The 25,745-nt window shown below is 73.3% G+C and carries 24 protein-coding genes; 11 read left to right on the top strand and 13 right to left on the bottom strand.

Features of this window, described 5'->3' with window-relative positions; translation table 11 throughout:
* Window positions 1-65: 65 nt before the first annotated feature.
* Window positions 66-1,025, bottom strand: coding sequence for an ArsR/SmtB family transcription factor (locus AC069X_RS09940; protein WP_478726908.1), 960 nt, complete (start codon window positions 1,023-1,025; stop codon window positions 66-68).
* Window positions 1,026-1,060: 35 nt separating this feature from the next.
* Complete coding sequence (locus AC069X_RS09935; protein ID WP_007265129.1) at window positions 1,061-1,522, bottom strand: SseB family protein; 462 nt, start codon at window positions 1,520-1,522, stop codon at window positions 1,061-1,063.
* A 176-nt stretch (window positions 1,523-1,698) separates the two neighbouring features.
* Here AC069X_RS09935 and AC069X_RS09930 point away from each other — a divergent pair, with 176 nt between their 5' ends.
* The 3 genes from AC069X_RS09930 to AC069X_RS09920 all read left to right on the top strand — a co-directional run bounded on the left by AC069X_RS09930 (window position 1,699) and on the right by AC069X_RS09920 (window position 5,792).
* Window positions 1,699-3,525 (top strand): acyl-CoA dehydrogenase, encoded by a 1,827-nt coding sequence (locus AC069X_RS09930; RefSeq protein WP_478726906.1) that lies wholly within the window; start codon window positions 1,699-1,701, stop codon window positions 3,523-3,525.
* A 137-nt stretch (window positions 3,526-3,662) separates the two neighbouring features.
* Window positions 3,663-4,397, top strand: a complete 735-nt coding sequence (locus tag AC069X_RS09925) for a hypothetical protein (RefSeq protein ID WP_478726904.1) — start codon at window positions 3,663-3,665, stop codon at window positions 4,395-4,397.
* A gap of 102 nt (window positions 4,398-4,499) precedes the next feature.
* Window positions 4,500-5,792 (top strand): M18 family aminopeptidase, encoded by a 1,293-nt coding sequence (locus AC069X_RS09920; protein ID WP_478726903.1) that lies wholly within the window; start codon window positions 4,500-4,502, stop codon window positions 5,790-5,792.
* Between the two features lie 31 nt (window positions 5,793-5,823).
* Here AC069X_RS09920 and AC069X_RS09915 read toward each other — a convergent pair whose 3' ends face one another.
* Window positions 5,824-7,665 (bottom strand): NHL domain-containing thioredoxin family protein, encoded by a 1,842-nt coding sequence (locus tag AC069X_RS09915; protein WP_478726901.1) that lies wholly within the window; start codon window positions 7,663-7,665, stop codon window positions 5,824-5,826.
* A 168-nt stretch (window positions 7,666-7,833) separates the two neighbouring features.
* Here AC069X_RS09915 and AC069X_RS09910 point away from each other — a divergent pair, with 168 nt between their 5' ends.
* On the top strand, window positions 7,834-8,625 hold the full coding sequence (locus AC069X_RS09910) for a bestrophin-like domain (protein ID WP_478726899.1): 792 nt from the start codon (window positions 7,834-7,836) through the stop codon (window positions 8,623-8,625).
* On the opposite strand, the gene AC069X_RS09905 is transcribed toward AC069X_RS09910, so the two are convergent.
* Window positions 8,622-9,449: an ATP-grasp domain-containing protein gene (locus AC069X_RS09905; protein WP_478726897.1), complete on the bottom strand. Its 828-nt coding sequence runs from the start codon at window positions 9,447-9,449 to the stop codon at window positions 8,622-8,624. The genes AC069X_RS09910 and AC069X_RS09905 overlap by 4 nt on opposite strands.
* A 32-nt stretch (window positions 9,450-9,481) precedes the next feature.
* Between AC069X_RS09905 and AC069X_RS09900 the strand changes: the two genes are divergently transcribed.
* Window positions 9,482-10,006, top strand: coding sequence for an LURP-one-related/scramblase family protein (locus AC069X_RS09900; RefSeq protein WP_478726895.1), 525 nt, complete (start codon window positions 9,482-9,484; stop codon window positions 10,004-10,006).
* 118 nt (window positions 10,007-10,124) lie between these two features.
* On the opposite strand, the gene AC069X_RS09895 is transcribed toward AC069X_RS09900, so the two are convergent.
* Window positions 10,125-10,904, bottom strand: a complete 780-nt coding sequence (locus AC069X_RS09895; RefSeq protein ID WP_478726893.1) for a carbon-nitrogen family hydrolase — start codon at window positions 10,902-10,904, stop codon at window positions 10,125-10,127.
* Between the two features lie 139 nt (window positions 10,905-11,043).
* Here AC069X_RS09895 and AC069X_RS09890 point away from each other — a divergent pair, with 139 nt between their 5' ends.
* Window positions 11,044-11,871, top strand: coding sequence for a maleylpyruvate isomerase family mycothiol-dependent enzyme (locus tag AC069X_RS09890; protein WP_478726891.1), 828 nt, complete (start codon window positions 11,044-11,046; stop codon window positions 11,869-11,871).
* A gap of 54 nt (window positions 11,872-11,925) precedes the next feature.
* Here the strand turns inward: AC069X_RS09890 and AC069X_RS09885 are convergent, their stop codons facing one another.
* Window positions 11,926-13,230: an MFS transporter gene (locus tag AC069X_RS09885; RefSeq protein WP_478726890.1), complete on the bottom strand. Its 1,305-nt coding sequence runs from the start codon at window positions 13,228-13,230 to the stop codon at window positions 11,926-11,928.
* A gap of 248 nt (window positions 13,231-13,478) precedes the next feature.
* On the opposite strand from AC069X_RS09885, the gene AC069X_RS09880 reads away from it, so the two are divergent.
* On the top strand, window positions 13,479-14,654 hold the full coding sequence (locus AC069X_RS09880; RefSeq protein WP_478726888.1) for a DUF418 domain-containing protein: 1,176 nt from the start codon (window positions 13,479-13,481) through the stop codon (window positions 14,652-14,654).
* Here AC069X_RS09880 and AC069X_RS09875 read toward each other — a convergent pair.
* The 3 genes from AC069X_RS09875 to AC069X_RS09865 form a co-directional block, all read right to left on the bottom strand.
* Window positions 14,638-15,015, bottom strand: coding sequence for a protease inhibitor I42 family protein (locus AC069X_RS09875; protein ID WP_478726886.1), 378 nt, complete (start codon window positions 15,013-15,015; stop codon window positions 14,638-14,640). The two genes, AC069X_RS09880 and AC069X_RS09875, sit on opposite strands and share 17 nt — an antisense overlap.
* Before the next feature lie 23 nt (window positions 15,016-15,038).
* Window positions 15,039-16,922, bottom strand: coding sequence for a C1 family peptidase (locus AC069X_RS09870; RefSeq protein WP_478726884.1), 1,884 nt, complete (start codon window positions 16,920-16,922; stop codon window positions 15,039-15,041).
* 314 nt (window positions 16,923-17,236) lie between these two features.
* A complete protein-coding gene (locus tag AC069X_RS09865; RefSeq protein WP_478726882.1) occupies window positions 17,237-18,442 on the bottom strand; it encodes an FAD-dependent monooxygenase in 1,206 nt (401 codons plus the stop codon).
* Window positions 18,443-18,703: 261 nt separating this feature from the next.
* Between AC069X_RS09865 and AC069X_RS09860 the strand changes: the two genes are divergently transcribed.
* Entirely contained in the window at window positions 18,704-19,912 is a 1,209-nt protein-coding gene (locus AC069X_RS09860) for a serine hydrolase domain-containing protein (protein ID WP_478726881.1), read from the top strand.
* Window positions 19,913-19,965: 53 nt separating this feature from the next.
* On the opposite strand, the gene AC069X_RS09855 is transcribed toward AC069X_RS09860, so the two are convergent.
* From AC069X_RS09855 to AC069X_RS09840, 4 genes are all read right to left on the bottom strand, one after another.
* Window positions 19,966-21,825 (bottom strand): hypothetical protein, encoded by a 1,860-nt coding sequence (locus AC069X_RS09855; RefSeq protein WP_478726879.1) that lies wholly within the window; start codon window positions 21,823-21,825, stop codon window positions 19,966-19,968.
* Between the two features lie 129 nt (window positions 21,826-21,954).
* On the bottom strand, window positions 21,955-22,179 hold the full coding sequence (locus AC069X_RS09850; RefSeq protein ID WP_478726877.1) for a hypothetical protein: 225 nt from the start codon (window positions 22,177-22,179) through the stop codon (window positions 21,955-21,957).
* 169 nt (window positions 22,180-22,348) lie between these two features.
* A complete protein-coding gene (locus AC069X_RS09845) occupies window positions 22,349-22,525 on the bottom strand; it encodes a DUF397 domain-containing protein (RefSeq protein ID WP_478726875.1) in 177 nt (58 codons plus the stop codon).
* Window positions 22,522-23,376: a DUF5753 domain-containing protein gene (locus tag AC069X_RS09840; RefSeq protein WP_478726873.1), complete on the bottom strand. Its 855-nt coding sequence runs from the start codon at window positions 23,374-23,376 to the stop codon at window positions 22,522-22,524. Before AC069X_RS09840 ends, AC069X_RS09845 begins: the two co-directional genes overlap by 4 nt.
* Window positions 23,377-23,617: 241 nt before the next feature.
* Between AC069X_RS09840 and AC069X_RS09835 the strand changes: the two genes are divergently transcribed.
* Genes AC069X_RS09835 through AC069X_RS09825 form a run of 3 tightly spaced genes read left to right on the top strand, consistent with a single transcriptional unit; the run spans window position 23,618 to window position 25,723 of the window.
* Window positions 23,618-24,022, top strand: coding sequence for an ATP-binding protein (locus AC069X_RS09835; RefSeq protein ID WP_478726871.1), 405 nt, complete (start codon window positions 23,618-23,620; stop codon window positions 24,020-24,022).
* 10 nt (window positions 24,023-24,032) lie between these two features.
* Window positions 24,033-25,250 (top strand): DUF1266 domain-containing protein, encoded by a 1,218-nt coding sequence (locus tag AC069X_RS09830; RefSeq protein WP_478726869.1) that lies wholly within the window; start codon window positions 24,033-24,035, stop codon window positions 25,248-25,250.
* 59 nt (window positions 25,251-25,309) lie between these two features.
* On the top strand, window positions 25,310-25,723 hold the full coding sequence (locus AC069X_RS09825) for a PPOX class F420-dependent oxidoreductase (protein WP_478726867.1): 414 nt from the start codon (window positions 25,310-25,312) through the stop codon (window positions 25,721-25,723).
* Window positions 25,724-25,745: the final 22 nt, after the last annotated feature.

Here is a 25,745-nt window from a genome sequence, read left to right as displayed (position 1 = left end):
CGGGCCCTCGGACCCGGCCCGCCGGAGCCCGCCCGGGCCCGGGCGCCCGGGCCCGCTCCCGTGACTCAGGCGCCGCGCAGGAGGTCCACGCCCAGGCCCGTCGCCGAGTGGAGCACCGCCTTGCCGTCCCGCTCGGTGGTGATCAGCCCGGCCGCGCGCAGGGTGCGGGTGTGCTCCGAGACCGAGGGCAGGCTGATGTCCAGGTCCCGGGCCAGTTCGCTCGTCGTCCGCTGCTGGACCAGCAGCCGGAGCACCGCCGCCCTGGTCCGCCCCAGCAGCGCGTCCAGCGCGCCCCCGGACGGGCCCGCCTCGACCAGCGGCAGCGGCGTCAGCGCCGGGTACATCAGCAGGTACCTCCCGCCGGGGCCGTCGGGACCCTCCGCGAGCAGCGGGCGCCCCGTCCAGAACGGCGACGGCATCAGCAGCAGCCCGCGCCCGTCGAGGCGCACCTCGTACCCGGGCGGCCGGTCGATCTCCAGGACCGTGCCCGACCAGCGGGCCGCCGGGTGGGTGCTGGCCAGGCAGGCCCGGATGCCGTGGGCGGCCAGCAGCCGGGTGCGCCAGGCCACGTCCGCCCGGAAGGACTGCCGGATCCGGGGCCAGTACGGGGCCACGACCGCCTCGTACGCGGAGCCGATCGCCCCGCCCAGGTCGTCCCAGGCCGCGCGGTCCTGGTCCCACAGGGCGCGCAGCCAGGAGGCCCCGCCGCCCGGGGCGCGGGCGGCGGCGGTGGCGAGCTGTTCGCCGGTGAGCCGGGCGCCCGCCTCGCGGACGGCGGTCAGGCCCTCCTCCAGCGTCGCCGCGTACGGCTCGACGAACTGCGGGTTCTGGCCGTCGGGGCGCAGCAGTTCCAGCAGGGGGCGGGCGCGGCCCGGCAGTTCACGGCAGACGCGGCGGCGCCAGGGGCCGAAGACGGCGGGCTCGTCGGTGCGCTGCCAGGCGACCAGGGCCATGGCGAGCTCCAGCAGCGGCAGCGGTTCGGCGGCGAAGGTGACGTCGAGCAGGTCCTCGGCCGTGAAGTGCATCCTCAGCAACGCTGCCCCACCCCCGGCGCCGGCGGCTATCCGTACATGCGGCGCATCGCGAAGTCGACCATCTGCTCGACCGCCTTCGCGTCGAACACCATCCGGTGGTCGCCCTCCATGTCGAGGACGAAGCCGTACCCGGTCGGCAGCAGGTCGATCACCTCGGCGCCGGTGATCACAAAGTACTTGGACTCCTTGCCGGCGTACCGGCGGAGCTCCTTGAGCGTGGTGAACATCGGGATGACGGGCTGCTGCGTGTTGTGCAGCGCCAGGAACCCGGGGGTGTCGCCGCGCGGGCAGTAGACCTTCGACGTCGCGAAGATCTGCTGGAAGTCCTCCGCGGACAGGGACCCGGTGGTGAAGGCCCGGACCGCGTCGGCGAGCGACGGCGGCGAGGGCTCGGGGTAGAGCGGCTGCTCGCCGTACCCGCCGGCCATCTGCTGCGGGGCGGCGTACTGCTGCTGCCCTGCGCTCACGTTCTGGTCGTAGCCGTACATGGACCGAAGCCTACCGAGCGGCCCCCGCCCCCAGGCACCCTCCAGCGGATCCCACTTGACGCTGGTCACAGTGGTCCGCGAAGGGTTGATTCTTATTACTGGTGGGTAGCATCATGACGTTACCGATTGGTATGTACGAGGAACCTGTCTCCCCGAGCCTTAACGGAGCCGTCGCCATGGGGCACTACAAGTCGAATCTCCGCGACATCGAGTTCAACCTCTTCGAGGTGCTCGGCCGCGACAAGCTGTACGGCACCGGCCCGTTCGGCGAGATGGACACCGAGACCGCCAAGAGCATCCTGTCCGAGATCGCCCGCCTCGCGGAGAACGAGCTCGCGGAGTCCTTCGCGGACGCCGACCGCAACCCGCCGGTCTTCGACCCGGCCACCAACACCGCCCCCGTCCCGGCCTCCTTCAAGAAGTCCTACGAGGCCTTCATGGACTCGGAGTACTGGCGCCTGGGCCTGCCCGAGGAGATCGGCGGCACCACCTCGCCCCGCTCCCTCATCTGGGCCTACGCGGAGCTGCTCCTCGGCTCCAACCCGGCCATCTGGATGTACTCCTCCGGCCCGGCCTTCGCGGGCGTCCTCCACGAGGAGGGCAACGAGGCCCAGAAGCGCATCGCGCAGATAGCCGTCGAGAAGCGCTGGGGCTCCACCATGGTCCTCACCGAGCCGGACGCCGGCTCGGACGTGGGCGCCGGCCGCACCAAGGCGGTCCAGCAGGAGGACGGCTCCTGGCACATCGAGGGCGTGAAGCGCTTCATCACCTCCGGTGAGCACGACATGGAGGAGAACATCCTCCACTACGTCCTCGCCCGCCCCGAGGGCCACGGCCCCGGCACCAAGGGCCTGTCGCTCTTCCTGGTCCCGAAGTTCCACTTCGACTGGGAGACCGGCGAGCTGGGCGAGCGCAACGGCGTCTACGCCACCAACGTCGAGCACAAGATGGGCCTCAAGGCCTCCAACACGTGCGAGATGACCTTCGGCGACCAGCACCCCGCCAAGGGCTGGCTGATCGGCGACAAGCACGACGGCATCCGCCAGATGTTCATGATCATCGAGTTCGCCCGCATGATGGTCGGCACGAAGGCCATCGCGACGCTCTCGACGGGCTACCTGAACGCCCTGGAGTACGCCAAGGAGCGCGTGCAGGGCCCGGACCTCGCGAACTTCATGGACAAGTCCGCGCCCAAGGTCACCATCACGCACCACCCCGACGTGCGCCGCTCGCTGATGACGCAGAAGGCCTACGCCGAGGGCATGCGCGCCCTGGTGCTCTACACCGCGGCCGTCCAGGACGAGATCGCCCTCAAGCAGGCCGCCGGCGAGGACGCCTCCGCCGAGATCGGCCTCAACGACCTGCTCCTGCCGATCGTGAAGGGCTACGGCTCGGAGAAGTCGTACGAGCAGCTCGCCCAGTCCCTGCAGACCTTCGGCGGCTCCGGCTACCTGCAGGAGTACCCGATCGAGCAGTACATCCGCGACGCCAAGATCGACACCCTGTACGAGGGCACCACCGCCATCCAGGGCCAGGACTTCTTCTTCCGGAAGATCGTCCGCGACCAGGGCGCCTCGCTGAACATCCTCTCCGAGACGATCAAGAAGTTCCTCGCCGAGGGCCCCGGCGGCGAGGACCTCGCCCCCGCCCGCGACGCCCTCGCCAAGGCCGCCGTGGACCTGGAGGCCATCGTCGGCCAGATGATCGTCGACCTCACCGCCACCGGCGAGGACGTCAAGAACATCTACAAGGTCGGCCAGAACACCACCCGCCTGCTGATGGCCTCCGGTGACGTCGTCGTCGGCTACCTGCTGCTCCGCGGTGCCGCCGTGGCCGCCGAGAAGCTGGAGGGCGCCTCCGCGAAGGACGCCGCCTTCTACACCGGCAAGATCGCCGCCGCGAAGTTCTTCGCCGGCCAGGTCCTGCCCGGCGTCTCCGTCCAGCGCGCGCTGGCCGAGGCCGTCGACAACTCCCTCATGGACCTCGACGAGGCCGCCTTCTAAGGAAGCGCGCCCGCCTCGCCGACGAAGTCGTACGCGGTGTACGTACGCACAGTGGCCGGACCCTCCCTGTCGGGGGTCCGGCCACTGCCGTCCGGCCGTTTCGGCCGTTGTCGGTGGTTCGTGGCACGCTCGTAGACATGAGTCCACAGGAGCAGCACGGCAGCAGGGGGTATTCCGTCCCCACGGGGCGCCCGTACGCCCTCAAGGAGCTCCAGGCGAACGTGGGCGCCCTCGGCGACCGGATCAAGGACCTCTACGACGGCGCTCACCCCGCCGAGTACGACCCCGTGGCCGACGCCCTCTACGTGGCCTTCCAGACGGCCGCCGGCCTGGCCCCCGCCAAGAGCTACACCGGCTGCCCCGAACACCCCAACGGCGCCCTCGACCCCGAGGCGCCCGAGGGCTGGGGCCGCTGCCTCATCTGCAACGACCGCCGCCGCCTCGGCCGCCGCCTTCAGGGCGGCCGCACCGCCGGCCCCGCCCCCGCGGGCGAACAGCGGCGCCTCGGGTACCCCGTGCCCGAGGGCCCGTACACCCTCGACGTCCTGCGCCACTACCTCCGCGTGATCGACGAGCAGCGCTTCCACCTCACCCTGGGCTCCTCCGACCAGGACTTCGTGCGCATCGCCGACGACCTCCACCGGGCCTTCATCGTGGCCCGGGAACTGTCCCGGCCGCGCAACGCCTCGGGATGCTCCGAGCACCCCGGCGCGCCGATCGACCCCGATGCCCCTCCCGGCGAGGCCTGTATCTTCTGCGCCGGACGCAAGAGACGCGCGCAGCGGCCACCGCAGACCCCCGAGATGCTCCCGCGCATCCGCCGGGGCGAGCGCAGACAACTGCAGCGCAGATTCGAGCGTCCGCCGGGCTGAGAACGACGGGACCGCGGGGCAAACCCCCCGCGGTCCTCGACCTTTCGGCTATCCCGCCGCAGTCCGGCCATGGCGAACACGACCGTCGTTAAGGTGAACCACATGAGCTCTCCCGCCCGCTTCGACCGCGGCCACACCGACGATCTGATGACCTACCTGACGGCCAGTCCGTCGCCGTACCACGCAGTGGCGAACGCGGCGGAGCGGCTGGAGAAGGCGGGCTTCAGGCAGCTGTCGGAATCGGACGCCTGGGACTCGGGGTCGGGAGGCCGGTTCGTCCTGCGCGGCGGCGCGCTCATCGCCTGGTACGTGCCCGAGGGCGCGTCCGCGCACACCCCCTTCCGGATCATCGGCGCGCACACCGACTCCCCCAACCTGCGGGTGAAGCCCGTCCCGGACACCGGCTCGCAGGGCTGGCGCCAGGTCGCGGTGGAGATCTACGGCGGGACCCTGCTCAACACCTGGCTCGACCGCGACCTCGGCCTCGCCGGCCGGCTGACCCTGCGCGACGGCACCGAGCGCCTCGTCAACGTGGACCGCGCGCTGCTGCGCGTCCCGCAGCTCGCCGTGCACCTCGACCGCTCCGTCAACACGGACGGCCTCAAGCTCGACAAGCAGCGCCACATGCAGCCGATCTGGGGCCTGGGCGAGGCCCGCGAGGGCGACCTCATCGCATTCCTGGAGGAGGAAGAGGGCCTGCCGCAGGGCTCGGTGGCCGGCTGGGACCTGATGGTCCACTCGATCGAGCCGCCCGCCTACCTCGGCCGTGACCGCGAGCTGCTGGCCGGCCCGCGCATGGACAACCTGCTGTCGGTGCACGCCGGAGTCGCGGCCCTCGCCGCCGTCTCCACCTCCGAGGGCCTGGACCACATCCCGGTGCTGGCGGCCTTCGACCACGAGGAGAACGGCTCCCAGTCGGACACCGGCGCCGACGGCCCCCTGCTGGGCAACGTGCTGGAACGTTCAGTCTTCGCGCGCGGCGGCTCGTACGAGGACAAGGCCCGCGCCTTCGCCGGCACCATCTGCCTCTCCTCGGACACCGGGCACGCCGTCCACCCCAACTACGCGGAACGGCACGACCCTTCGCACCACCCGCGCGCCAACGGCGGCCCCATCCTGAAGGTCAACGTCAACCAGCGCTACGCCACCGACGGCAGCGGCCGCGCGGTCTTCGCCGCCGCCTGCGAACGGGCCGGGGTGCCGTGGCAGACGTTCGTCTCCAACAACTCGATGCCGTGCGGCACCACGATCGGCCCGATCACCGCGGCCCGCCACGGGATCCAGACGGTGGACATCGGCGTGGCGATCCTGTCGATGCACTCGGCCCGCGAACTCTGCGGCTCCGACGACCCGTTCCTCCTCGCGAACGCCCTGCTGGCCTTCCTGGAGGGCTGAGGCCCCCCAGGAAGCGCGTTCGCCCAGTCCGTCAGGCGTCCATGCCCGCCAGCACCAGCGGCAGGCGGGCGGCGCCGGCGGCCGTGACGACGACCGGCACGCCCCAGTCCTGCTGGTGGACGTGGCAGGCCGGGTACTCGTTGGCGGGGTCGTCGTCGCAGGACGCGGCCATCGCCGAGACGTGCAACACCCCTTCCGTGACGGCGGGGTTCAGCACCAGGTCCCGGAACAGGTCCGTCCCGGCGCCCTCCCCCTCCGCCAGCAGCTCCGGCGGGGTCGAGGAGACCAGCAGCCGGGTGGACGGCCCGTAGCGGGTGTCCAGCTTCTGCCCGGCCGGGGCCTGGAAGACCACGTCGAGGCGGAGCGTGCCGGGGGCCACCTCGGTGGCCGCCCGCTGCGTGCGGTGGGCGACCGCGTCGACCCGTACGGCCTCCTCCGGGAGCCGCAGCCGGGTCAGCCGGTGCCGGGCCGACTCCACCACCACGATGTCCTCGCCCACCAGCACGGCGTCGCTGGGCTCGCGCAGGTCGGTGGCGAGGGTGGACACCTGGCCGGTGGCGGGGTCGTAGCGCCTCAGGGCGTGGTTGTACGTGTCGCAGACCGCGACCGAGCCGTCCGGCAGGGCGGTGACACCGAGCGGGTGCTGGAGCAGCGCCTGCCCGGCGTCCCCGTCCCTGTGCCCGAAGTCGAACAGCCCGGTCCCGACGGCGGACCGCACGGCGTACCCGCCCTCGCCGTCCCGCTCGACGTAACGCAGCGCACTGGTCTCGGAGTCCGCGAGCCACAGCCGGTCCCCGGCGGCGGCGAGCCCGGACGGCTGCGCGAACCAGGCCTCGGCGGCGGGCCCGTCGACGAGCCCCTCGTTGGTGGTACCGGCCGCGACCCGGACGGTCCCCGCCTCCGGGTCCCAGGTCCACAGCTGGTGCACGCCGGCCATGGCGATCCACACCCGGCCCTCCCACCAGGCCACGTCCCAGGGCGAGGACAGGTCCACCTCCAGGGCGGGCCCGGAGGTCGGCGAGCCCTGCCACCACTGCCGCCCCGTCCCGGCGACGGTCTCCACGGCGCCGGTCTCCGGGTCGAACACCCGCAGCGCGTGGTTCACGGTGTCGGCGACCACGACCCGCCCGCCGGGCAGCAGCGCCAGCCCCTGCGGCTCGCTGAAGGCGTCCGGCCCGAATCCGCGCTCACCGCTGCCGATCCGCCGCACGACGGTCTCCCCGTCGGCCTCCAGCTCCACCAACTGGTGCCGCGTGGAATCGCTGACCAGCAGGTTCCCGGAGGACAGCACGAGCGCCTTCCCGGGGAACCGCAGGTCGGTGGCCACGGGCTCGGGCGCCACGTAGGGCCCGTCCCCGCGCCGCAGCGTCCCCTTGGCCTCGTGCTCGGCCTCCAGCTCCTCGACGAGCCGCGCGATGGCGTGCGCGTGCCCCTCACCCGCGTGCTGTGCGACGACGTACCCCTCGGGGTCGATCACCACGAGCGTGGGCCAGGCCCGCACGGCGTACTGCTTCCAGGTGGCGAGCTCGGGGTCGTCGAGCACGGGGTGGTGCACCTCGTACCGCTCGACGGCGTCGACGACGGCGGCGTGGTCGGCCTCGTGGACGAACTTCGGCGAGTGCACCCCGATGATCACCACGGTGTCCCGGTGCTTCTCCTCCAGCTCCCGCAGCTCGTCGAGGACGTGCAGGCAGTTGATGCAGCAGAAGGTCCAAAAATCCAAGATCACAACGCGCCCGCGCAGGTCGGCGAGGGTGAGTTCCTTCCCACCGGTGTTCAGCCAGCCGCCCTTGCCGATCAGCTCGGGGGCACGGACTCGGGCACGCTTGCGGGGTGCGGGCGCGGGGGTGGGCGCCGGAGCAGCATCGTTCATCCTTCAAGCTTGCCATCCGGGTATGAACAGCGGATCACGCAGGAGCGCCCGCCCGGCCGTCGCGGAAACGTCGCGGCAGCGTGGGTGGGGTCGCGCGGACGAGTGGTCTCCGGGGTGGGTGCCGCGACACGCGGGGCGGGGCGGGGGCGTTTCCGGGAGGCTGGGCCCGTGGCACTCTGGCTGCTCAACCACCTCAGCACCTTCACCCTCGCCGTGATCGTCGTCGGCGGGATCCTCGCGTTCTCGCTCGCCGGCAGCGTCCTCGCGCGGCGGCGGTACCCCTCGCTCGCCTCGGGCGAGCACAACGAGATGGTGGGCGTCGTCCTCGGCGTCTTCGGCGCCATCTACGGGATCATCCTCGCCTTCGTCGTCGTCACGCTGTGGACGCAGCTGGAGAACACCCAGGCCGTGGTGTCGACCGAGGCCACGGACCTCGCCCTGATCCTGCGCGACGCGCAGGCGTTCCCCCCGGAGGTCCGGCTGCAGGTCGAGCGGGGCGTCAGCGACTACGTGCACGCGGTGGCGGAGCGGCAGTGGCCGCTCATGCGCGAGGGCAAGGGCGACTTCGGCACGACCGAGACCCAGATGCGGGAGATGTTCCTCGCCCTCCAGGCGTACGAGCCCAGGACCGCCCGGGAGGAGGTCTTCTACTCCGAGGCCGTGGCCCGTCTCAACGACGTGGCCGCGCAGCGCCGCGCGAGGATCGCCACCGCCTCCACCCAGCTGCCGGTGCTGCTCCAGGTGCTGGCGTACGGGGGCGCGCTGGTGCTGATCCTGCTGACCTTCCTCTACGGCATGCGCCGGCTGCGGATGCAGCTGCTCTTCGTGGGCTCGGTGTCCGCGCTCATCGGGTTCAGCCTGCTGCTCGTGATCGTCCTGGACCGGCCCTTCTCCGGTGAACTGAGCGTGACCCCGGCGCCCTACAGCCAGGGGGCGCTGATGCGTCTGTGGATGGGCTAGGGGGTGGCCTCGGTGAACGCGTGCAGCGAGCGGACCAGGGCGTCCACGAAGGCGTCGCGGACCGGGGCCGGGAGGAGGTCCAGGGAGAGGTACGGGTTCAGGTCCTCCAGCTCGACCAGCAGCAGTTCGCCCGACGGGGCGCGGCAGGCGTCCACGCGCTGGATGCCGTGGTCGAGGGTGTTCCAGTCGATGAAGCGGCGTGCGAAGGCCAGGTCCTCGGGGGTCGGGGCGTACGGGGTGAGGTCCCAGCGGCGTTCGGGGTCCGGGGCGTGGAGGGCGTACTGGAAGGCGTCGTCGACGAAGTAGAAGGACACCTCGTACGCGAAGTCGATCCGCGGCTGGATGAGGATCTCCCCCGCCGGACCGGACGGGGTGGAGGTGAAGGTGAGACCCATGGAGTCGGCGCCCTGCTTGGGCTTGACCGCGTACGTGTCGGCGCGCGGCAGCAGGTGCAGGTCGGCCGGGTCGTCGACAGTGGGGATCACCGGGTACCCGGCGGCCGTGAGGTCGAGGAGGTACTGCTTGCCGGCCATGTCGCCGCGGCCGGTCAGCGGGTTGTAGACGGGGGTCCCGGCGGCCGGCGCGGCGGCACGGAAGGCGTCGTAGGCCTGCTGGTAGCCGAGCACCGGGCCGCTGTTGCGGACGACGACGGCGTCGAAGCCGGGCATGAGTGCCTGCGCGTCCAGCGGGTGGCACAGCGCGAGGGTGAAGTGCTCGCGCAGCCGGGCGGTGAGGAATATGTCCTCGTCGCAGTAGCGGCGGCCGCGTGCGGGGTACGCGAGGTCGGTCACGTAGAGCAGGCGCGTGGTGGGCTTCGTCGGCATGGGGCCACGCTATCCCGGGCAGCGATCAGCGCATGAAATACCTCGTTCGGGACAAAATGCTGGCCATCGGGGACGACTACTGGATCGAGGACGAGGACGGCCGGCACGCCTTCCTCGTCGACGGGAAGGCGCTGCGCTTCCGCGACACCCTGGAGCTGAAGGACCCCGACGGGCGGATCCTGCTCACGCTGCGGGAGAAGCTCTTCGCCCTCCGGGACGCGATGACCCTGGAGCGGGACGGGGTGCGGCTCGCGGTCGTCCGGCGCAAGCGGCTGTCGCTGCTGCGCAACCACTTCCGCGCAACCATGGCCGAGGGCACGGAACTCGACGTCAGCGGGCGGGTCCTGGACCGCGAGTTCAAGGTCGAGTACGAGGGCGAGCTGCTCGCCCTCGTCTCCCGGCAGTGGTACCGGCTCCGCGAGACGTACGCCGTCGACGTGGTCCGGGAGGACGCGGACCCGGCGCTGCTCGTGGCGCTCGCCGTCTGCGTGATCAGAATGGCCGAAAAGGAGCGGGAGGAAGGGGAGCGAGGGGAGGCCGGGGGCTGCGACGGCTGAGGACGGAGCCCCCAGAGCCCCCGGGGCTGCCCGCAGGGCCGCGCGCGGGCCTAGGGCCTGTCGTCAAACTGCCGTCTGCCCCGCCCTCCGGGCGACGACGGAAGTTTGACGCCAGGGCCTAGCGGCCCAGGGTGCGGTCCTTCAGGGCCGGGAACTGGTCGCGGGTGTCCGCCACCTTCGCCGGGTCGAGGTCCACCGTGAGGACGGCCTCGCCCGGGCCCGCCTCCGCCAGCACCTCGCCCCAGGGGTCCACCACCAGGCTGTGCCCGGCCTGTTCGACGCCCGCGTGCGTGCCGGCGGTCGCGCAGGCCAGGACGTACGCCTGGTCCTCGACCGCCCGCGCCCGGTTCAGCAGGGTCCAGTGCTCGCGCCGCCGGGCCGGCCAGCCCGCCGAGACGACCATCGTGGTGGCGCCGGCGTCGACGAGCCCGCGGAACAGCTCCGGGAAGCGCAGGTCGTAGCAGGTGGCGAGGCCGAGGGTCTGCTCGGGCAGGGTCACCGTGGTCAGGGAGTCGCCGGCGGACATCAGCACCGCCTCGCCCTGGTCGAAGCCGAAGCGGTGGATCTTCCGGTACGTCGCGGCGAGCTCGCCCGACGGGGACAGCACCAGGGCGGTGTTGTAGAGGGAGCCGTCCCCCGCCCGCTCGACGACCGAGCCGGCGTGCAGCCAGACCCCCGCGTCGGCGGCGGCCTTGGACATGACCGCGAAGGTCGGGCCGTCCAGCGGTTCGGCGTCCGTCTCGAACCGCTCGTAGGCGAAGGCGCCCACCGTCCACAGTTCGGGAAGCACGACGAGATCGGAGCCGCTCTGCTCCCGCACGAGCTCGGCGGCCCGCAGCCGCCTGGAAGCCACCGACTCCCCGTCGTTCACCGCGATTTGAATCAGCGAGGCGCGCACACTACCACCGTCCTGGCATGTCAGCCGGTCAACTCAAGGCCTACGATCGTCACACGAAAGCGCTGTCGGGGTGCTCATCGGCAGCGTAGTTTTGGGAATAGTCCACAACGCGCCACTGAACAGCCAGCGAGGGGTCCCGTTGACCGTCCATCCCAGTCTTGAGCCCTATGCCGACGCGTGGACCCACTCCATCGAGGCGATAACCGAGCTGGTCCTCCCCCTCTCGGAGGGCCAGTGGAACCTGCCGACGCCCTGCCCCGGATGGTCCGTCCGCGACGTCGTGTCCCACATCATCGGCCTTGAGCTGGAACAGCTCGGCGACCCGCGGCCGATCCACACGCTGCCGCGCGACCTGCGGCACGTCGTCGACGAGTTCACCCGGTACATGGAGGTGCCGGTCGACGTGCGCCGCCACCACACCGCGCCGGAGATGACCTCGGAGCTGGAGTACACGGTCATCCGCCGCCAGCGCCAGCTGCGCAACGAGAAGCGGGATCCGGCCACGACGATGGTGCGCGGCCCTCTCGGCAACCAGATCACGCTGGAGTTCGCGCTGCGGCTGCGCGCCTTCGACACGTGGATCCACGAGCAGGACCTGCGGGCGGCGCTGGGCGTCCCGGGGAACTGGGACTCGCCGGGCGCGTTCGTGGCGCGGGACATCCTCCTCGCCGGGCTGCCGAAGGCGGTCGCCAAGGGCGCGGGCGCGCCGCCGAACTCGGCGGTGGTCATCGACGTGCACGGGCCGGTGGAGTTCCTGCGGACCGTGCGCGTGGACGCGGCGGGCCGGGCCACCCTCGACAAGTCCCCCTCGCTGGGCCCGGCCGTGTCGCTGGCCATGGACTGGGAGACGTACGTACGTCTCGCCGCGGGCCGGGTGCGGCCGCGCACGGTCGCGGACCGGGTGAAGGTGGACGGCGACACCGAGCTGGCCGACGCCATCCTCAGGGCGTTCGCCGTGACCCCGTAACACCGGCACGGCACGGCACGGCACGGCACGGCCCGCGGTGGCGGGGGACACCCCCTAGGCCGGCTCGGCGGGGAGCGGCTCGCGGGGGTTGCCCCCGGCCGCTGGGGCGGCGGGGGCCGGGGTCTCGCGCTCGCGGGCGAGGGCCTGGGGGCACAGCCGCAGGACCTGGGTCAGGCCCAGCAGTTCCACCACGAACACCGACGAGAAGGCGATCCGGTAGTCGTCCCCGGTGGCGTCGAGCAGGATGCCGACCGCGAGCAGGGTGGTCATCGAGGCGAGGAAGCCGCCCATGTTGGTGATCCCGGACGCGGTGCCCTGCCGCTCGGCCGGGTTGGCCGGCCGGGCGAAGTCGAAGCCGATCATCGAGGCCGGCCCGCAGGTCCCGAGGACCGCGCACAGCGTGACCAGCAGCCACATCGGGGCGCGGTCGCCGGGGTACACGAGGACGGACGCCCACAGCAGCGCGGTGACGGCGACCGTGCCCAGCGCCAGCGGGAGGCGGGCGGCCGGGCGGCGCCCTATGAGCTGGCCGTAGACCAGGCCGAAGCCCATGTTCGAGGCGACCACCAGGGTCAGCAGCCCGCCCGCGGTGGTCCGGGACAGCCCCTGCGCCTCGACGAGGAACGGCATGCCCCACAGCAGCAGGAAGACCATCGCGGGGAACTGCGTGGTGAAGTGCACCCACAGGCCCAGCCGGGTGCCCGGCTCCCGCCAGGAGTCGCGGATCTGACGGCGTACGAAGCCGCCCGCGCCCGGGGCGGCGGGCGCTGGCCCCTGCCCCTCGGGGTGGTCGCGCAGGAACAGGACGAGGGGCACGAGGACGACCAGCCCCGCCACGGCGCTGCCCGCGAAGGCCGGCACCCAGCCGAGGCCGTGCAGGACGGGCGCCAGCACCAGGGTCGAGACCAGGTTGCCCGCCATCCCCACGAGCCCGGCGAGCTGCGCCATCAGCGGTCCGCGCCGGGCGGGGAACCAGCGGGTGCCGAGCCGCAGCACGGAGATGAAGGTCATCGCGTCGCCGCAGCCGAGCAGGGCGCGGGCGGCGAGGGCCATGCCGTACGAGGGGGAGAGCGCGAAGCCGATCTGCCCGGCGGTGAAGAGGACGGCGCCCAGCGTCAGCACCTTCTTGGTGCCGAGCCGGTCGACCATCAGGCCCACGGGGACCTGCATGCCCGCGTAGACGAGCAGTTGGAGCAGGGAGAACGTGGACAGGGCGGAGGCGTTGACGTGGAAGCGGTCCGCCGCCTCCAGGCCGGCCACGCCGAGGCTGGTGCGGAAGATGACGGCGACGAAGTAGACGGCGACGCCGATGCACCAGACGGCGACCGCCTTGCGGCCGCCGGGCGGCTCGGCGGTCATCGCGGCGGCTCGGCGGTCATCGCGGCGGTCGAGGCGGTCGTCGCGGCGGTCATCGCGGCGGCTCCGCGGTCATCGCGGCGGGACGCGGGTGGCTGACGGCATGCGTCCAGGATAGATACGTGAGAGGTGCAACGATCCTGTTCGTCCGCGATGTGGACGCCGGGCGCCCGCGGCTGCACCGAAGGATGTAGCCCGCGTTCGTCCACCGGCAGGACGAAGCGGGCCCGGCCCGCCGGGACGCTGGTGACATGGCCGACACCCTCCTGTCATCCCGCGTGGCCGCCACCGCGGCCCGGCTGCCCCTGCTCGACGTCCTGCGCGGCGCCGCGATCCTCGGCACGCTCATGACCAACGTGTGGATCTTCGCCTCGCCCGGCTCCGAGTGGGGCGTCCTCCAGGGCGGACTGGACCTGCCCGACCCGCTCGCCGACCCCTCCGCCGCCACCATCGCCGAGACCGCCTTCCGCTTCCTGGCCGACGGCAAGTTCCTCTCGCTGCTGACGATCCTGTTCGGTGTCGGCCTGGCCATCCAGTTCGACTCCGCCGCCCGGCGGGGCGAGCCGTGGCCGGGCCGGTACCCGCGGCGGGCCGCGTTCCTCTTCCTGGAGGGCACGGTCCACTTCGTCCTGGTCTTCGCCTGGGACGTGCTGATGGGGTACGCCGTCACCGCGCTGCTGGTGGCCTGGCTGCTGGCCCGCTCCGAGCGGGTGCGGCGGATCTCGACGTGGGTCGCGGCCGGGGTCCACCTGGCGCTGGTCGCCCTGGTGACGCTCGGGGACGCGGTCACCCCGGACTCGCCGGCCGAGCCCTCCCCGGAAGCCGTCCGGCTCTACGCGCACGGCGGCTGGGCGGAGCAGATCGGCTTCCGGCTCGACAACGCCCTGGTGCTGCGCATCGAACCCGTCTTCACCTTCGGGCTGCTGGTGTTCCTCTTCCTGCTCGGCGTCCGGCTGCACCGCGCCGGGGCCTTCGGCCCGGGCGACGGCGGGCGCCGGATCAGGCGCCGGATGGCCGCCTGGGGACTCGGGCTCGGGATGCCGCTGGGCATCGCCGCCGAGCTGGGCGGCCCCGACTTCTTCGTCCTGGGCCGCTACGCCATCGCCCCGCTGGTCGCCGTCGGCTACATCGGCCTGATCGGGTGGGCCCTCGACCGGTTCGCCGTCCCCGGCGCGCGGGCGCTCGGCTCCGTCGGCCGTACCGCCCTGTCCTGCTACGTCGGCCAGAACCTGCTGTGCGTCCTGCTCTGCTACGGCTTCGGACTGGGGCTGGCCGAGCGGTTCGGCGGGAGCGGGCCCTGGTGGGTGATGGGGCTGTGGGCGGCGGTGAGCCTGCTCCTGGTCGGCGCGTCCCGGCTGTGGCTGCGGTACTTCGAGCGGGGCCCGCTGGAGGCCTTGCAGCACCGGGCCCTCAGGCCCCGCCGCTGACGGGGCCGCCCGGGCCGCCCCGGCCGGACGGGCCGCCCGGGCCGGACGGGGCGGCGGCGGTGACCTCGACCTCCAGGACGAACTCGTCGTACGGGGCCTCCTGCGGGTAGGGCGGCCGGACCTGCGCGAAGCGGATCCGGGCCCGCCCGCCCGGGCAGCGGCCGCGGACCACGTACGTCCGCACCAGCGGGGCACCGGGCAGGACCCCGGCGGGCGACGGCGACGACGGGGCCTCGCTCACCGAGACGGCGTCGGCGTTCCCGCTGACCTGCCAGGTCCACACGTACCCGCGCGCCCCGCGCCCGGTGAGCCGCAGCTCGTACGACTCGCCCGCGCGCAGGGCGATCCCGCGTACCTCCACCCGCGCCTCCTCCGTGCGGCGGCCTACGCCGGACCGATCACCGCTCCCTCGTGCCAGCCCCCGCCGTCGCGCCAGTAGTGCTGGAGCAGCCGGTCGGCGCGCAGGGCGAGGACCTCCAGGTTGAACCCGAAGCTGCCCTGGAGCATCCCGGTGACGGCGAGCGCGTCGTGCCCGAAGACGGCGCTGCGGGTCCAGGGCGCGCCGGCCGCGTTCCCCCGCCACCAGTGCTCGATCCGGCCGTCGGCGCCGGCCACGCACAGCTCGTAGTTCCCGGCGGTGTCCTCGTCGGCGGCCCCGTACTGGCCCTCGATCATGCAGGGCGCGGAGCTGATGCGGCTGCCGAAGACCTCCCCGGCGCGCCAGACGAAGCCGTTCGGGTCGTCGCGCCACCACAGCTGCATCCGGCCGTCGGTGCGGGCGGCGACCAGGTCGAGGGTGCGGGAGCGGGTCTGGACGAGGGCCGGTCCGTAGTGGGCGATCCCCGAACCGAAGCGGCCGCCGTCGTTCCAGGTCCAGGGGGCGCCGTTGATGCGCCACCAGTGGTTCAGCCGGCCGTCGGCGGTGCGGACGACCACCTCGAAGTTGCCCGGCTTGCCGTAGTCGCTCTGGATGAACGCCGGGGTCGAGCCGATGGCCGCGTCGCCCGGCCCGAAGGCGCCGCCGTCGCGCCAGACGCCGAAGGCCTGCTCGTAGTACCAGTGGCGCAGCCGGCCGCCCGTGGTGACGTGCAGGGACTCCATGTTCCGGTTGTAGGTGGTGCCGGTGAAGGCGGGCTGGCCGGAGGCGTCGGAGGCGTACGTCCGGCCCCGCGCCCAGGCGAAGGGGGCGTCGCCCTCGCGCCACCAGTGCTGGAGCCGGCCGTCGCCGGCGGTCGCGGCCATCTCGAAGTTGCGGTGGGCGCGGCCGTTGCCGCTCTCGTAGACGCTGCCCGCGTGCAGGCGGCGCTTGCTCCAGGGGTCGATGTTGGTGCCGCGCAGGCCGCACTTGGCCCAGTAGTCGATGTTGACCTCGCCGTAGGCGATCCGGCCGTAGCCGCCGACGTGGTAGCCGGGCCCCCAGGAGTTCTTGAACAGCCAGCAGCCGGCCGCGTCGTCGTAGCCGACGACCAGCACGCAGTGCCCGCCGGCCAGCCGGTCGCTGGTGCGGTGGTACACCCCCGCCCCCAGCCCGAAGAAGTCGTCGTAGACGTCGAAGCAGGCGGTGAGGGGCCCGACCGTGTCGAGCCACACCTTCTGCTGCTCGACGTCGCCGAGGCGTACGTAGTCGCTGATGCGGACGGTCCGGCCCGAGCGGTCCCAGCTGGGCGTGTACTCGGCGCGCCAGGCGTCGCGCCGCTCGGCGGGCAGGCCGGGGGGCGGGGTGCCGTACGGCCAGCAGTCCGGGTCGGCGAGACCGCCGTTGTCCTTGATCCAGTCGAGGGCCGTCTCCGGGTCGCCGCCCTGCCCGCAGGCGCACTTCAGGCCGTCGTGGACGTCCCCCTCGGAGCGCTCGGCCCAGACGTCGTGCTCGATCCGGGCCATCGACTCGACGAGCCCGGCCGCGCCGAAGGCCCAGCAGGAGCCGCAGGGGTTCTGGTCCTTGACCTTGGTCAGCCAGGGCCAGCCCCAGCGGTTGCGCCAGTCGACGGCGGCGGGCCGCCCGGCGCCCGTCCCGGCGTCGGGGAGCAGGCCGTTGGCGGCGCGGCGGCGGGTCAGGTGCGGGTTGCCGCTGTCCCGGCCGGCGAGGGCGCGCAGGTCGACGGGGCCCGCCTCGGCGGCGGGCGTCAGGCTGACCCCCGGTTCGAGGCCGAGTGAGGGCCTCGGTACGGGTTCGTCGTCCGCCAGGTGCTCGCTGACGGTCCAGCGTGCCCCTCGCCGCACGAGCTGCGCCCGCAGCTCCCCCACCGTCTGGACAGACTCCTCCGGCATTTCCGGCCCCCCAGCTGCAACCCTCGGTCGTGAGCCCGGGGAGCGTCTCCCCGCCGCCGGAGCCCGTCAAGGGTGTCCGCACGGTCGCGCGGCGGCACGGGGGGTCGTACGGCGGCCCGCGCACGAACCGGCCCGGCATCCGCAGCGGAGTACGGGGACCGGGCGGGTGCGGGGAATCGTGCGGGAATCGGTTCCCGCCGGTCATGGAAGGCAGCCCCCACCGGCTCGGACCTGCCTGCCCTCGCGTCCCCGCCGCCCCCTCCGGCCCGCCGCCGCCCGGGACCGGAACCGGGACCGGCACCGGCATCCCGCCCCTACGGGGTCATGGCCTGGCCGCCGATCCCCGGCGCCCCCGCCAGCTGGCCCCGCCACCACGCCTCGGCCTCGGCCCGGCTCATCCGCGCCCACTGCGGGGTGCGTTCCACCTGGGCGTGCCCCAGCCGGCGCGCCAGCGCGACCAGTTCCCGGCCGGCCGCGCCGCGGGCCGCCTGGTAGTCCCGCAGCAGCTCCTCCCAGGTGGCCGCCCCGGCCCACGCGGCCCCGAAGGCGGTGGCGTCCTGGAGCGCCTTGGCGGCGCCGCTGGTGTTGTGCGGGCGCACCACCGTGGCGGCGTCCCCGGCGAGGAGGAGCCGGCCGGCGGCGGTGGTCTCGGTCTCCAGGTCGTAGATGGGCTGTACGAAGGTGGCCGCCGGGTCGGTCAGCGCCAGCGCCCGGCCCCAGTACGGCGGGAACTCCCGCTCCAGCAACGCCCGCAGGTGGTCCAGGAGTTCCGGGGTCAGCGCGCCCGGCGGGAAGCTGGTGGGGTCGTCGAAGCGCAGCCGGCCGTCCTGCGGGGGCGGCGCGTAGAGCACCCAGTTGACGCGCGGCCCGTGCGGGCCGGGAATCCGGTAGATCACGCAGCTCCCGCCGGGGTAGCACACGGTGGTCACCGCATCGGGGAAGGACTCCGGCCCTTCCGCCAGTGCCGCGTCGAAGTTGCCGCGCCAGCAGACGTACCCGGCGTAGTGGGGCCGCGCGCCCGGGGCCACCGCCTCCCGCACCACCGACCGGTACCCGTCCGCGCCGACGGCCAGGTCGTACCGCTCGACCGTGCCGTCCCCGAACCGCACCTCGGCCCCGTCCCCGCCCCCGGCCACGCCCGTGACGGTCACGCCCCGCCGGTACTCGACCGCGTCCGGGACCGCCCCGCGCAGCCCGCGCCACAGCAGCCCCCAGTGGTACGAGTGGAACAGGAACGGCTGCTCCCAGACGAGCCGCCCGCCCGGCCCGGCCTCCGCGTCCCGCACCACCCACCGCCGCCGCAGCAGCCGGTGCGCCGGGATCCCGCCGGGCAGGGCCCCGGCGGCGGCCAGTTCGGCGGCGCGCTCGTCGTGCACGCACAGCCCGACGCCCCGGTCCGCGAGCCGGCCGCGGGTGCGCTCCAGTACGACGACCCGCCCGGCCCCGGCCCGTACCGCCGCGGAGGCGAACGCGCACCCCGCGATGCTCCCGCCGACCACCGCCACCGTTCCGCCCCGCATAACCGCCCCCTGCCGAAGCCGAGTTGCCCTGGGACCGCCACCGTACCGGCGGGAGCCGCCGACGGGAGGCGCCCCGCCGCGGCGGGCGTCGGCGAAGCGCGAGCCGGAGGTCAGCGGGGGGCGTCCGGCGCCCGCACCCGGCGCGGCCTGCGCGACGCCGCCCGTACCGGGCCCCGGGGCCCGCCGGGCGGGACGGGGTGCCCGGGCCTACGCTGGGGGCCTCGGGGTCCTGGGGTTACCTGGACGGCAGGAGGCCGCGCCATGACGCCGACCGCCCTCACCCGGCTGCGCCGGGCCTGCGTGGCCCTGGCCGCCGCCGGTGTGCTCCTCGCCCCGGCCGCCGCGGCGGCCCCCTCGCCCCCGCCCTCCCCCTCCCCCTCCCCTTCGCCGGAGTTCCCGGAGCTGACACCCGCCGTCGCCGCGAGGCTCGACGCGGCGATCCGGGACACCCTGCGCGAGGCGAAGGTGCCCGGCGTGATCGTGGGGCTGTGGGCGCCGGGGAAGGGCAGCTACGTGAAGACGTTCGGCGTGGCCGACAAGGAGACCGGCGCGCCGATGCGGACGGACTTCTACACCCGCATCGGCAGCCAGACCAAGACCTTCACGGTCACCGCCCTGCTGCGCCTCGTCGACCAGGGCAAGGTGGGCCTGGACGATCCCATCGGCACGTACGTCTCCGGCGTCCCGAACGGCGACCGCATCACCCTGCGCGAGCTGGCCGGCATGCGCAGCGGGCTGTTCAACTACAGCGAGGACGACGACTTCGACAAGGCCCTCACCACGGAGGGCACCCGGCCCTTCACCCCGCAGCAGCTCCTGGCCTACTCGTTCAAGCACCCGGTGAACTTCGCCCCGAACGCCGAGTTCGAGTACTCCAACACCAACCTGGTCCTGCTCGGCCTGGTCATCGAGAAGGTCACCGGCCGGCCCCTCCACCAGGTCCTGAAGCAGCAGGTCATCGACCCGGCGGGGCTGCACCACACCCTCTTCCCCACCACCGCCGCCTTCCCGTCCCCGCACGCGCAGGGCTACACCGACCAGTCGGCGTCGGGCCGGATCGTGAACGCGACGGACTGGAACCCCTCGTGGGCCTGGGCGGCCGGCGCGATGATCTCCGACCTGGAGGACCTGCGCAGCTGGGCCAAGACCCTGGCGACGGGCACCCTGCTGAAGCCCGCGACCCAGGCGGAGCGCCTGAAGACCACCTCGATCGGCATCCCCGGCGCCGGCTACGGCCTGGGCCTCTTCGACGTCCAGGGCTGGATCGGCCACAACGGCTCGCTGCCGGGGTACGAGAGCCTCGGCATCCACCTCCCGGAGGAACAGGCCACCCTGGTGGTCATCCTCAACACCGACGTCCTGCACGACGGCCAGGAACCCAGCACCCTCTTCGGCGAGGCCGTCACCGAGATCGTCACCCCGGACCACGTCTACCCGGGCCACAAGCCGACCCCGCCGAGGCACGGCTGAGGCGGCGGCCGAGGCACGGCCGAGGCACGGCTGAGGCGGCGGCGCCCCCGGGCTCAGGCCGCCCGGTACCCGGCGAGCAGCTGCTCCGCGATCCGGGTCAGGCCGTGGTCGAGCCGGCGGAAGTAGGTGGCCCGGCTCAGGTGCAGGCGGTTCGCCACGCCCACGTGATCGGCCCGGCGGCGCAGGTAGTAGGCGTCCAGTATCCGGCCCGCCTGGGCGGTGGGCGGGTCGTCGGAGCCGATGAGCACCCCGATCGCGTCGACGAGGGCCGTGCGCAGTTCCTTCGGGGCCGGTGTCGCGGGCGAGGCCAGCAGCGCGCTCCGGGCGAGGCGGACGGGGTCGTGGAGGTTCTCCAGCGCTGTGCGGACCTCCGCCACGCACCACCGGAGGTCCACCGGGACGGACCCCCCGGCCGGCCCGGTGGCGGCCATCCGTCCGAGCCATGCGGCCAGGCCGTCCGGGGTGGCGAACGCCAGCTCGTGGATCTCCGCGTGCGGCCCCCCGTCGGCCGGCTCGTGGCGGGCCGTGCCCACGAAGCCGAAGCCGAGCCTGCGGACCAGCTGCTGGTATGCGGGCGAGGGCGTCGCGACCACGATCCGCCGCTGCTCGATCCCGTCGGCCAGGATCCGGCGCAGCAGCGCCGCGTGCGCGTGCGGGTGTCCGTCCTCGCACGCCGCCATCCCGATGAACGTGCCGCCGGACCCGACGGCCAGCCGGTCGGTGTGCTGGCGCGTCACCGGCTCGATGACGGCCGCCGCCCGGTCGGTCAGCAGCGGGGCGTAACTCATGCCCACCGGCCGGTCGTCGGGCCCGCACACCACGCGGAACCCGTCGGGAGTGTGCCGGAGCCAGCCGTCGAGCAGGCGTTCCGTACGGGCGGTGCTGTGGCCGCCGCGGCGCGCCCACTGGTCGGCGAGCCCGGCGATCCACTCGTGGTCCTCGGGCCGGGCACCTCGTACGGTCGGCACGGCCGGGGCGGGCGGGAACAGCGTCCGCCGGACGACCGGGTCGTCGGTCAGGTACAGCGAGTGCTCCGCGAGCGCGCGTCGGCGTCCGTCGTCGGTGGTCGCGGCCAGCAGGCGCAGGTTGCGGGAGGCCGCCCTCGTGATCGCGGTGCGGTGCGCCACGGGCCGGCGCCAGCGGTACCGGAGGTCGAGGAGGGTCCGGAACGGTTCGACCACCGCCGGGCCGCACTCGGTGGCCGTGATCAGCGCGAGGTCGGTGAGCGCGGCGAACCAGTCCGGTCCGTCCGGTGGCGGGACCAGCTCGGACAGCAGTTCCTCGTCACCCCGCCCCACCGCGGCCAGCGCGTCCAGTACGTCGGACAGGTGCCGGTCCAGCGGGACGCCGCCCAGGAGTTCGCGCAGCGCCCGGTCGGCGACGGCTCCCGGCACGTCCGGCGGTGTCGGCGCGAGCAGTGCCCGGCTCAGCCCGCCCGCGACCCGGGGCAGCCCGCCGGCCAGGGCCACCACCAGGTCGATCCCGGCCGTGACGCCGAGCGCGGCCGCCAGCTCGCGGACCTCCGCGTCCGTCCACGGGGGTACGGGCACGGTGGCCGTACCGGGCAACGGGCGCGTGCTCGCCAGGACGACGTGCGTCCGCGTCCCGGCCCGGCGGAGCCCGCTCCGCAGGACATCCCCGAAACCGGGCGCGTCGGCGTCGTCGACGTACACGACGGGGTGTGCGGCCTCGTGCGCCTCGCGCAGGGCGGCCCCCGGGTCGCCGCGTCGGGCGCTGACGACCGTCTGCCCGTCGGCGAGTTGGCGCAGGACGGTGCTCTTCCCCGACCCGAGGGGTCCGACGAGGCAGACGACGACGGCTCGTCCCGCCCCCGCGAGGAGCGCCGTCACCTCGTCCCGGACTGCCTGCTGCCCGGCGTTGGCTAACGCGGGCTCGGACGGTGCTCTTTCCATGACGGGATCCCCCACCCTCTCGTCACCGTTGGGCTGACGATGATAGGGCGGGGGCACCTGCCGAAGGGGGCATTCCGATCACTCCGGGAGGCCCTGGGACCTCCCGGAGCGACGCGTCAGCCCCGGATGTCACTCACCGCAGATGATCACGTGCACCACGGTGCCGTCGGAGTAGATGATGTACCCGCCGTACCGGCAGTCGGAGGCCAGAGCCGCCTGCTGCGCGGCGCTCGCGTCGGACACCAGCGTGACCTTCTCGGACTTCGCGGCCGGCGCGGTCGCCGCCGAAGCCGGAACGGCCGCGAACAGCATGGCGCCCAGCCCGAGCGCTCCCCCGGCCAGTGCGGTACGCATACGTCGCATCATGATTTCCCCTCACTATCCCTGACACCCGTACGGGTGGGCCTCTGCCCCCTGACGTCAGAGGCGGACACCCACGACCGTACGAGCGGGAGGGTCGCTCGGAGTCTCACGAAGGTCTCACCATGAGGGGTTGGCCATGACCGACGCGGCGTCCGGGTGCTCAACGCGACCCCGCGAAGACCTCCCACGCGGCGGGGGTGACCTCGATGACGGGGCCGTCCGCGCGCTTGCTGTCCCGGACCGCGACCGTGCCGGCCACGTTCGTGGCGACCTCAACGCAGTCCGTGTTGTTCGTGCTGTTGCTGTAGCTGGACTTCACGAAGCGGTACTCGCTCATCCCTGCATTCCCTTACTGATGGCCTCGATCAGATGGACTGAGTCCCGCGGCGCAAGGCTCATGCGCGCCACGCGGTCGAACGCTCGGGCGTACACCTCGGTTCCTTCCGCTCCCTCCGTCCACACAGTAGCGCCGAGGCTCTCGGCGTAGGCCACGTCCACTGCCCCAGGTTCTGCGAAGGACAGGAGGTTGAAGGCACTCGGGACACTCCGGATGGCGCCCGCCCGGAAGGGCAGCACCTGCACGTGGACGTTGGGTCGCCCAGCCACGTCGATGAGGTGGTTGAGCTGCGCGCTCATGACGTCCCGGCCGCCGATCTCCTGACGCAGTGCGGCCTCCCAGATCACGGCGTGGAACTCCAGAGGCCGGTCACCCCACAGCCGCGCCTGCCGCTTGATCCGGGTGTCCACCATCTCCTCGATCTGGTCCGGGTGCGTCCACGAGTCGGAGCTGACGCCCAAGGACCGTACGTAATCCGGGGTTTGGAGCAAGCCGGGGATCAAGGCCAGTTGCCACGTCTTGATGTGCGTGGCGACGTCCTCCATCGCGACGTACTCCGAGAAACTCCCCACCGTCCGGACCTGCTGCCACCAGCCCTTGGCCTTGCGGCGTTCACGGTCCAGTCGGGCCAGATCCAGCAGGCCGCTCACGACCTCGGCTTCGGTCACGCCGTAGAACTCGCACAGCACCCGGATGTCCGGGTCCCGCATCGGGACCCAACCGCTTTCCATCTTGGTGACTTTGGTCGTCGTGGCGCTGATCGCCTGCGCTGCTTGCTGCTGGGTCTTGCCCGCCGCCATGCGGAGCTCGTACAGCTCTCCGCCCAGCCGACGGCCCAGCACGGTCGACACCCGGTTGCCCTGGTCTGCTCGCCTTCCACCGTTCACCGCGTCAGTTTCGCGCCCACACCGAGCGCAAGTCGACACCCGCTCACCCACACGGGGAACATTTTCCCCGAGCCGCTTGCCCCCACCGTCAGCACACCCCTACCGTCGGTGACGAACTGCTCACCGCACAGGATCAGTTGGCGGAAGTGAACCGGCATGCCCGCACCACGGGAGCCGGCAGGCCACCGCCCGACCAGGAGGTGCCATGACCACCCTCACCCGCTACGGCGTACGCAACTACCCGCCCCGCCAGGACTCCGTACCCGCCGCGCGGCGGTGGGCCGCGTGGCTGGCCGTGGCGTGGGGGGAGCCGCGGGCGGCTTCGGACGTGGCGCTCCTGACCAGCGAGCTCGTCACCAACGCGCTGCTGCACGGCGCGGTCCGGGACCGGTACATCCGGGTCGAGGTGCAGCTCGACGGAGCAGTGCTCCGCATCGCGGTCACCGATCCGAAGGGCGAGCGGTGGCCCGAGCCGCGAGCGGTGTCCGACGAGGACCAGTACGGGCGCGGGCTGCGGATCGTGGAGGCCGTCGCCCAGCGGTGGGGGGCGTCACAGCGGGTGGTCGGCAAGACCGTGTGGGCCGAGTGCGCGCTCCCGGGGCCCGTATAAGGTCCCCCGTATGGATGGCTGGACGGCGCCGAGTGCGATCGAGAGGGAGCTGTACGAGGCCAAGCGGCGCGGCGACTGGCCGGGGTACCTCGACGCCCTCGCGCGCGCCGAGCTGTTCCTGCCGCAGGCCCGGGCCGACGTCGACGCCGATCCCCGCGCGGCCCGCTTCCACCCCGGCCCCTCCGGCCTCGCCGTCTACACCCGCGGCATGCTCCCCGTCCCCGACGCGGACACCGTGTACCTGCGCCAGAGCCTCGCCTGGTTCGCGAACGCCTGGGACCACCGGGACCCCGCCCACCTCGCCGTGAACCCGGGCACCCCCGCCGAGGCCTACCTCACCACCTCCCCCGCCGACCGCGCCCGCTGGCGCGCGCACTGGGACGCCGCCCCCTCCTGGGGCCTGGCACCGGGCACCCTGCACGCCCTGCACACCGGAGGTCCGCTGCACGGGCCGGTCGCGCACGGGCTGGCCGTCGGCGCCCACCTCGCCGTCTCCAACGGGGAGTTCTGGAACGCCATCGCCCACCACGGCAACGGCTACACCCACGAACGCGACCGCCTGCGCAAGGCGTGGGGCGTCATGGACACCGCCGGCTGGTTCGACGTGCTCCAGCGGATGCTGAACGCCGAGATCGTCAGCCCCGTCTGGGAGTACGCGCTCCGCGTGCGCCGCGTCCTCGCCTCCGAGTTCGCCGGCCCGCTCGACGCCGAGCAGTGGCGTGACGCCGCCGAGGCCGGCCTGCGCCACGGTGCCGAGAAGGCCGCCGAACCGCAGCTCACCCCGGACGGGGTGACCGTCGCCGCGCCCCGCCCCGTCGCGGAGGTCGAGGGGGAGATCGCCGGGGTGCGCCGGCTCATCGGCCGGATAGCCCGCTACGAGCAGCGCTTCCGGGCCGACGGACTGCTCCCCGGGGACGGCTGGGTGCGTTCGGTGCACGCCTGGGACCTCGGCCGCGCCTCCCAGATGGCCCGCTGGGGTCTGGCCACCCGCTACGGCACCCTGGACGACGCCGAGCGCGCCGTGCTCCGGGCGAGCGCGGCGGCCCGGCGGGCGTACGGGTCGTGGGAGGAGTTCTCCGCCGGGTACGCGCTGGGGCGGTGCCTGCACTTCGACGAGGAGGAGTTCGGGCGCTGGTACGGGTCCTCGCTGGCCACCCACCTGACGCTGACCACCGATCCGGCCAGCCCGTACCGCAACATCCCCTGGGAGCCGGCCGACTTCGGGTAGTACGCCCGGCCCCGGGAAAACCCCGGACTCCGGCCCTTTCGCCAACTACCGTCAGCCGTATGACCATTGCGCTGAACGACGCGGTACGGCAGCTGCTCGACTCCCCCCACCCGGCGGTCCTCTCCACCCTCAACCCCGACGGCAGTCCGCAGAGTTCGGTGGTCTGGGTGTCCCGCGACGGCGACGACCTGCTGGTCTCCACCGAGCGCGGCCGGCGCAAGGAGCGGAACATCGCCCGCGACGGGCGGGTCGGCCTCACCGTCTTCGACCTCGCCAACCCCTACCTGTACGCGGAGATCCGGGGCACCGCCACCCTCACCGAGGACACCGGCCGGGCGGTCGCCGTCCGGATCGCCGAGGAGTACCTGGGGCCGGGCGCCGGCAAGGAGTACCAGGACGCCGCCGACGGGGCGGTGCGCGTGGTCGTGCGCATCACCCCGTCCAAGGTGCTCGGCAACGCGGCCAAGGCCTGACGGCCCCGGGGCCCGGGGCCTC

It is taken from the genome of Streptomyces sp. NPDC043896 (assembly GCF_056435605.1).
Note: the sequence above shows the minus strand (reverse complement) of the source record. Positions and strands in the feature narration are given on the sequence as shown.

What these genes read in the sequence shown, in the direction of transcription:
- AC069X_RS09940 (WP_478726908.1), bottom strand. Translation starts at nt 1,025, where the DNA reads ATGCACTTCACGGCCGAGGACCTGCTCGACGTCACCTTCGCCGCCGAA.
- AC069X_RS09920 (WP_478726903.1), top strand. Translation starts at nt 4,500, where the DNA reads ATGAGCTCTCCCGCCCGCTTCGACCGCGGCCACACCGACGATCTGATG.
- AC069X_RS09935 (WP_007265129.1), bottom strand. Translation starts at nt 1,522, where the DNA reads ATGTACGGCTACGACCAGAACGTGAGCGCAGGGCAGCAGCAGTACGCC.
- AC069X_RS09880 (WP_478726888.1), top strand. Translation starts at nt 13,479, where the DNA reads ATGGCCGACACCCTCCTGTCATCCCGCGTGGCCGCCACCGCGGCCCGG.
- AC069X_RS09915 (WP_478726901.1), bottom strand. Translation starts at nt 7,665, where the DNA reads ATGAACGATGCTGCTCCGGCGCCCACCCCCGCGCCCGCACCCCGCAAG.
- AC069X_RS09900 (WP_478726895.1), top strand. Translation starts at nt 9,482, where the DNA reads ATGAAATACCTCGTTCGGGACAAAATGCTGGCCATCGGGGACGACTAC.
- AC069X_RS09845 (WP_478726875.1), bottom strand. Translation starts at nt 22,525, where the DNA reads ATGAGCGAGTACCGCTTCGTGAAGTCCAGCTACAGCAACAGCACGAAC.
- AC069X_RS09855 (WP_478726879.1), bottom strand. Translation starts at nt 21,825, where the DNA reads ATGGAAAGAGCACCGTCCGAGCCCGCGTTAGCCAACGCCGGGCAGCAG.
- AC069X_RS09870 (WP_478726884.1), bottom strand. Translation starts at nt 16,922, where the DNA reads ATGCCGGAGGAGTCTGTCCAGACGGTGGGGGAGCTGCGGGCGCAGCTC.
- AC069X_RS09850 (WP_478726877.1), bottom strand. Translation starts at nt 22,179, where the DNA reads ATGCGTACCGCACTGGCCGGGGGAGCGCTCGGGCTGGGCGCCATGCTG.
- AC069X_RS09835 (WP_478726871.1), top strand. Translation starts at nt 23,618, where the DNA reads ATGACCACCCTCACCCGCTACGGCGTACGCAACTACCCGCCCCGCCAG.
- AC069X_RS09860 (WP_478726881.1), top strand. Translation starts at nt 18,704, where the DNA reads ATGACGCCGACCGCCCTCACCCGGCTGCGCCGGGCCTGCGTGGCCCTG.
- AC069X_RS09925 (WP_478726904.1), top strand. Translation starts at nt 3,663, where the DNA reads ATGAGTCCACAGGAGCAGCACGGCAGCAGGGGGTATTCCGTCCCCACG.
- AC069X_RS09830 (WP_478726869.1), top strand. Translation starts at nt 24,033, where the DNA reads ATGGATGGCTGGACGGCGCCGAGTGCGATCGAGAGGGAGCTGTACGAG.
- AC069X_RS09930 (WP_478726906.1), top strand. Translation starts at nt 1,699, where the DNA reads ATGGGGCACTACAAGTCGAATCTCCGCGACATCGAGTTCAACCTCTTC.
- AC069X_RS09825 (WP_478726867.1), top strand. Translation starts at nt 25,310, where the DNA reads ATGACCATTGCGCTGAACGACGCGGTACGGCAGCTGCTCGACTCCCCC.
- AC069X_RS09905 (WP_478726897.1), bottom strand. Translation starts at nt 9,449, where the DNA reads ATGCCGACGAAGCCCACCACGCGCCTGCTCTACGTGACCGACCTCGCG.
- AC069X_RS09865 (WP_478726882.1), bottom strand. Translation starts at nt 18,442, where the DNA reads ATGCGGGGCGGAACGGTGGCGGTGGTCGGCGGGAGCATCGCGGGGTGC.
- AC069X_RS09885 (WP_478726890.1), bottom strand. Translation starts at nt 13,230, where the DNA reads ATGACCGCCGAGCCGCCCGGCGGCCGCAAGGCGGTCGCCGTCTGGTGC.